Annotated in this window: 5 protein-coding genes and 1 pseudogene; 3 read left to right on the plus strand and 3 right to left on the minus strand. The window is 57.3% G+C overall.

Annotated elements, in window-relative coordinates:
- A pseudogene (locus tag BEN49_RS10390) lies at positions 1-163 on the plus strand (IS5/IS1182 family transposase); the annotation flags it as partial.
- On the opposite strand, the gene BEN49_RS31280 reads toward BEN49_RS10390, so the two are convergent.
- From BEN49_RS31280 to BEN49_RS10405, 3 genes are all read right to left on the minus strand, one after another.
- Complete coding sequence (locus BEN49_RS31280; protein ID WP_498366031.1) at positions 152-340, minus strand: DUF3078 domain-containing protein; 189 nt, start codon at positions 338-340, stop codon at positions 152-154. The pseudogene BEN49_RS10390 and the gene BEN49_RS31280 sit on opposite strands and share 12 nt — an antisense overlap.
- Positions 341-812: 472 nt before the next feature.
- A complete protein-coding gene (locus tag BEN49_RS10400) occupies positions 813-1,949 on the minus strand; it encodes an acyltransferase family protein (RefSeq protein ID WP_070743021.1) in 1,137 nt (378 codons plus the stop codon).
- An 889-nt stretch (positions 1,950-2,838) separates the two neighbouring features.
- The gene (locus tag BEN49_RS10405; RefSeq protein WP_125916717.1) at positions 2,839-3,081 is read right to left on the minus strand and encodes a hypothetical protein; all 243 of its coding nucleotides are present in this window, start codon (positions 3,079-3,081) and stop codon (positions 2,839-2,841) included.
- 93 nt (positions 3,082-3,174) lie between these two features.
- On the opposite strand from BEN49_RS10405, the gene BEN49_RS10410 reads away from it, so the two are divergent.
- Together BEN49_RS10410 and BEN49_RS10415 are read left to right on the plus strand one after the other, a co-directional pair.
- Complete coding sequence (locus BEN49_RS10410; protein ID WP_070743026.1) at positions 3,175-4,089, plus strand: LysR substrate-binding domain-containing protein; 915 nt, start codon at positions 3,175-3,177, stop codon at positions 4,087-4,089.
- 166 nt (positions 4,090-4,255) lie between these two features.
- Complete coding sequence (locus BEN49_RS10415; RefSeq protein ID WP_239691902.1) at positions 4,256-5,350, plus strand: YeiH family protein; 1,095 nt, start codon at positions 4,256-4,258, stop codon at positions 5,348-5,350.
- Positions 5,351-5,639 lie beyond the last annotated feature (289 nt).

Here is a 5,639-nt window from a genome sequence, read left to right on the forward strand (position 1 = left end):
AGCGGGTCAGAAGGCCCGTCGCTGGGTGGTAGAGCGGACCTACTCCTGGCTCAACCGCTTCCGGCACGTGCTCATTCGCTGGGCCAAAAAGCCCGAAAATTACCTCGCCATGCGCCATTTTGCCTGCGCGCGAATCACCTGGTATAACTGCCTATTTGGATAGCCTCTTAGTGTCGAGGTACAGGCGATCCTGGGTTTTGCGGTGGCCCAGGCCAGCCGTTTGGGTGAAGGCAAACAGGAAATCTGCCTCGTTATCAAAGCTGTGAATACCTTGCTTGCGGTTGGCCCGCAGGTTAGCCAGCGTACTCAGGCCCAGGGTCTTACGCCACCGCCGCGCCAGTTGCTGCTCACCGCGGCTTAGTTGAGGTTAAGAGCGGCCTTGGCCTGGTTGCGCCACAGCGGCTCGGCGGCAGGGGCAACGCCGGGGTCCGGCGTGGCGGGCGGGGTGCCGGGGTCGGTTTGGGCCAGGGCGGGCGCGGCGGCCAGGGCAAGAAGCGCGAAAGCGTACTGTATTTTTATAAAGCTGAGAAATAATATACTTGTAAATAAAAGTATTATACCACTTCCCACTTGCATTTTTTCACTAGTCCCGCACGGATATCCCCGGTACCTAGCGAATGCTATGGCCCCCAAACGGCCGCCCTATAATCAAAAAAACCAGGGCACCCTCCTGCCGGCGGGGGTGCCCTGGTTAGTTTTCATCTGCGGGTACGCGGCGCGCTGGGGCCCCTGGCCGCCGCCAGAGTTGGTTAGTAGTTGCTCATGAAATGGCCGGTAAGGGCAAGCATCGCCAGTCCTCGAAACCCTTTGCGTTAAGCAGTAACGTTGCGGTATTCGGGCGCACGATAGGTTACGGCAGCAACTGACGCCTTTGGGGTTGACTCGCCCAGAAACAGCTCCTTAAGCACCGGTATCCTTCTAATTACTAATACCATAATCGTACTAAGCAGAAAGACCACGAGCGTGACCACGACCTTCGTAGCCAAGTCGTAATGAATGGGAAAGTGCGTTTTGGCAATCACAAATTCCAATCCTTCCAAAATCATGACGTGGCCCAGGTAAACGCCGTAGCTCACAGAGCTCAGGTTAATGAGCCACTTGGGCAGCTCCAGCCGCGGAATGTTCAGCGTCATCAGCAGCAAGCCGAACCCACCAATCGGCAGCGCCAGGAAGTACTGCGTGAATATTTCCGGGTAGGTTACGAAGGAGGCCGAAACAGCCAACACCAACAACACGGTGCCCAGTGCGGCGTAGCCCCAGTGCGTCTGCTGCTTTTTAATTTTGGAGCCCAGGTAAAACGCCATGACGGTGTAGGCAATCAGCGACGGTAGCGGCGTCATGCCATAGTATTTATGCGCATATCCCCAAACGAGGTAAGTTGCGGCTACAGCCAGCACCATCAACCCCTTGTTCTGCTTGTCTTTATCGGCCATCAGGTAAATTCCTAGCCCGACAAGCTCCATCACCAGAAGCTGCGGCAGAAAGTACAAATGCTCGGCACTGTCACCGTACAGAAGAACTTTGCCCAAGTCAAAAACATGGGGATTTGCCACGCCGGTTGCCACGCTTTTAAGGGTAATAAGTAGTACGTAAACGGCCGACCAAACCAAGAACGGCACCAGTATCCGCTTCCCGATTTTCTTCAACGTATCCTGAAGGCTGACGTCACTGCCAGCAATGCCTTTTTTGTGAATATTGCTGATGAAGAACGCAAGTGCCGTAATGTATAAAAACGGGACCCTAACGGGACTAAAGAAATGGCTAAGCGATTCAGCAGCAGGAGTATCACTCTGAACGTGAGCACTTATAACCCCAATTGCCGCCGCAACTTTAATTAAATCAAGAAATGAGTTTCTGTGAACGGGTATCTTCTTTGGCTGGGAAGGTACTGCTGGGTAAGCATGATCTTCTTGGTCAGAACTTGCACGAATGCAATTTTCGATTTCCATATATTGAGAAGGATGAAATTGTATAAGGCTGTCTGCTTTTGTCAAGCTCAACGGCTTATGGCAATTTAAACAAAATAAATTTTCAATAACATTCGATTCCGCCCCGTAATCAATGACAGTTATTATAAGTGTGAGTTATTCACGAATAACTCACACTTATAATAACTAATTAGCCCAGCTGTTAATACCCATTATGTAATTGATACTCAAACGTTACTAACAAAATAATAAACAGGCATAGTTGCATGCATTAATAACTTAATTAATCATTATTATATATAACATATTATATTGTATATAATATGTTAACGCTTCACTTTACCCAGAGTTGGGAATTACAGAAGTCGGCAAAGGTGCGGCAAATACATGCTGAAATAAATAAAGAATGTACCATTCTGATAGGTATGAAATATGAAAATATAAATACCAAAGGTTGAGTAAGCTTATTATATTGAATAATGTAGATTATTTCAAATGCTTATTGACGAGCTTACTGATTGATGCAGCAGCTTGTACCAGTGCACAGCCGCCCGCGGTTGCGGCAAGGATTAGCGAGTGGCAAAATTAGAACCCGGGGCCCATTTTTGGGTTCTATTGGGCGCAGTAGCAATGAGCCAGCAGGCGAAGGATTGAGCAGGAAAACAATCCTCTTGCCGGGCACACCGCCTCATCCGGCAGGTAGCACCTGCCTCTATGTTCAGCTGCGCGCCAGCCGCAGCACAACTTCGGAAATGGTGACCACTGCCATTCTCCTGCCGCCGCCCGTGCCCTCGCAGCCGGCAGCAACGGAGCCAGCCGCGTTCGGCGCGCGGCGGTCGTAGTTGTTTTGAAACCCGTGGTGGGGAAACAACTTCGCCCTGTTTGGGGGCCCGGCAGTAGCCGGTGGCGGCTATTTATTGCTCATGGGCTGGCCGGTGGTAGCACCGTTGGTCACGGCATTCATTTCGGCCCCTTTGGGCATGCCATCGGCATGAGTACTGTTGCCACTGGTGCTGTCAGGAGCCGTTTCGCGGTGGCCGTAGGGGTGCTTTTCGGGGTTGATGCCGTAGGGCGTACCGTCGTGCTTTTGGCCGCAGGCTGTGAGCAACAGGACGAAAGCAAGGGATGCGGAGAAGGACCGGGTAGTAAGCATGAGCAAGATGAACAATAGATGAATTGCAGACTGTACGATGAAATGGGCCATGGGGTGCGCCCCACGGCGGCGGTGGGCCCCGTACTTTGCCACATGTCCGATTTTCGCCTTCGCGTGTTCACCGCCGTGGCCCGGCACCTGAGCTTCACCAAAGCCGGCCAGGAGCTGTTTGTGAGCCAGCCGGCCGTTACCAAGCACATCCGCGAGCTGGAGGCCCAGTACGGCCAGCGGCTGCTGGAACGGCGCGGCAACCGCGTAGCCCTCACCGAGGCGGGCCGCCTACTGCTGGCCCACGCCGAGGCCGTGGCCGCCTCGGCCCAGCAGCTGGGCGAGCAACTAGCGGGCCTGCGCGACCCCGAGGAGGCCGCCGGCCGCCTGCGCCTGGGGGCCAGCACCACCATCAGCCAATATGTGCTGCCGGCCTGGTTACCAGCCTTCCAGCAGCGCTACCCCCAAGTACACTTGAGCTTATATAGCGCCAACTCTGAACATATTGCCGACGCCCTGCTGCGCGGCGAGCTGGACTTAGGCTTTGTGGAGGGCCGCACCAAAAACCGCGATTTGCACTACGAGCTGCTCTTACCCGACGAGCTGGTGGCCGTGCGCCGGACCACCCCCGCCGGCCCGCCGGCCAAGCCGGTGCCGCTGGCCGAAGCCCTGGCGAGCCCCCTGGTGCTGCGCGAGCGCGGCTCGGGCACGCTGGAGGTGGTGGAAATGGCCCTGCGCGAGCGCAAAATCAAGCTCGGCGACCTGGCCGTGGCCTGCTACCTGGACAGTACGGAGGCCATCAAAAGCTACCTCGAAGCGGCGCCCGGGGCCCTGGGCTTCGTGTCGCGCCCGGCCCTGACGCGCGAACTGGCGGCGGGTCTGCTCGAAGTAGTGCCCATTGCGGGCCTGGCCCTGCCCCGGCAGTTTGAGGCGGTGTGGGTGCAAGGGCAGCCGCTGCCGCGCCCGGCGCAGCGGTTTTTGAGCTTCGCCCAAGGCAAAGCCAACGCCCGGGTGGCGTGACCAGTAGTAATAGCGCAGAGAAATACCTGTTTGCAGCCTACCGCTAGCCCAGTGACCAGCAGCTGCTCGTAATAACCATTGGTTATTACGGATAACACTTTGAGATAATCATTTGGGGTAGTAGTGCCGTAAATTTGCACCAGCTAAACAGCCTTCCCCGGTGGATATGCCCCCTTCTCACCCAGCACCCCGCCCGACCCAAAACGGGCACGGCGCCGAACCCTTGCCCTTCGCCTCGCCAGCGGAAATGGACCACGCCGCGCCGGCCCTTGACGAGCCCGGGAGTGCCGTTGGCTTTTTCGGCGCCCTGCACACGCCGCGCGTGGCGTTTGGCCGGATGTTTACGCTGCGGCAGGCAGTGTTTGGGCTGTTTTTGGTATTCTGCCTCACGCCCTGGGCCTCGCCGCCTGTTGCGCTGGCCCTGGGCTTGGTGCTGGCCCAAACAGTGGGCAATCCTTTCACTGCCCACACCAAAACCCTCACCCACAAGCTCCTGCAATTTTCGGTAATTGGCCTGGGCTTCGGCATGAACGCCCACGCGGCGGTGCAGGCCGGCAAGCAAGGTATTCTGTTCACCGTCGTATCCATCTTCGGCACGCTGGTGCTGGGCTACTTCGTGGGCAAGTGGCTGGGGCTGGGGCGGCACGTGGTGCACCTCATCTCGTGCGGCACGGCTATTTGCGGGGGCTCGGCCATTGCGGCCATTGGGCCGGTGCTGCGGGCCAAAGATGAGGAAATGTCGGTGGCCCTGGGCACGGTATTTGTACTGAACGCCCTGGCGCTCTTCGCCTTCCCCCCCATCGGCCACGCCCTGCACATGAGCCAGAACCAGTTTGGCCTGTGGTGCGCCATTGCCATCCACGACACCAGCTCGGTGGTGGGCGCGGCGGCCGCCTACGGCAACCAGGCCCTCGAAGTGGCCACCACCGTGAAGCTGGCCCGGGCCCTGTGGATCATCCCGGTTGCCATCGGCACCTCGCTGATGTTCAAGCAGAAGGACGTGAAGGTTAAGATTCCGTACTTCATCTTCGGCTTCATCGGGGCCATGCTGCTCAACACCTTCGTGCCCGCCGTGCGCCCCCTGGGGCCCCTGCTAACGCACCTGGCCAAAATCGGCCTCACGGCAACGCTGTTTTTCATCGGCGCGGGGCTGTCGGCCGCGGTGGTGCGCTCGGTGGGTGCCAAGCCCTACGTGCTGGGTGCGTTGCTGTGGGTGGTCATTTCCATAGCCTCGCTCTACGTGATTATACACGCAATTTAGAGCGGTTTCGGAGTCAGTGTACAATAATTTGCTTTCTTCGTGCCATGAAACCGCATTCAGCCGATTTGCGCGAACGAGTGGCGGCAGCGTGCGCCGAAGCAAGCCATTCGGTGGGCGAAGTGGCTGCGCAGTTCCGCGTGTCCGTCTCGTTTGTCCACCAGTTGCGGCGCAAAAAAAGAGTATCCACATGCTGGGACTATACACCGAGCGGGCAAAGGGCCTGCGCCGGGCCTTGCTGGCAGCGTTGCCAGGCCCGGACGTGACGCGCTTCAAGTTCGTGGACCAGCCC

The sequence above is a fragment of the Hymenobacter coccineus genome (assembly GCF_001816125.1).
In the GTDB taxonomy this organism is placed as follows: domain Bacteria; phylum Bacteroidota; class Bacteroidia; order Cytophagales; family Hymenobacteraceae; genus Hymenobacter; species Hymenobacter coccineus.